Annotated in this window: 1 pseudogene; it reads right to left on the bottom strand. The window is 64.9% G+C overall.

Annotated features, from left to right (window positions below):
* Positions 1-288: pseudogene (locus tag DNK49_RS23585) on the bottom strand (IS1634 family transposase); the annotation flags it as partial.

Raw genomic sequence — 288 nt, forward strand, 5'->3', positions numbered from 1 at the left:
TCGCCTTGTCGTCGATGTGGTAGCTGAACAGCTCCTCAGCCAGATCCACCTTGATGATGCGCGACAGGTGCGCTTCGCTGACCGCGTGGTAGAAGCGCGCCTTGGCGCCGCTGTCCGAGAGCTTGCGCCCCCGGTGCGTCACCCCTTCGTCCTGCTCGGTCAGCTTGCCCGTCCATTGATCCGCTTGCCGGGTCAGTGCGTCGATACGCTCGTTGCGCTGCCGGGTCTTGGTGGCGGCTGTCACCGGATCGTGTGCGACCACCAGCCTCAGGTCATTCCAGGCCTGCT

The sequence above is a fragment of the Parazoarcus communis SWub3 = DSM 12120 genome (assembly GCF_003226565.1).
GTDB lineage: Bacteria > Pseudomonadota > Gammaproteobacteria > Burkholderiales > Rhodocyclaceae > Parazoarcus > Parazoarcus communis.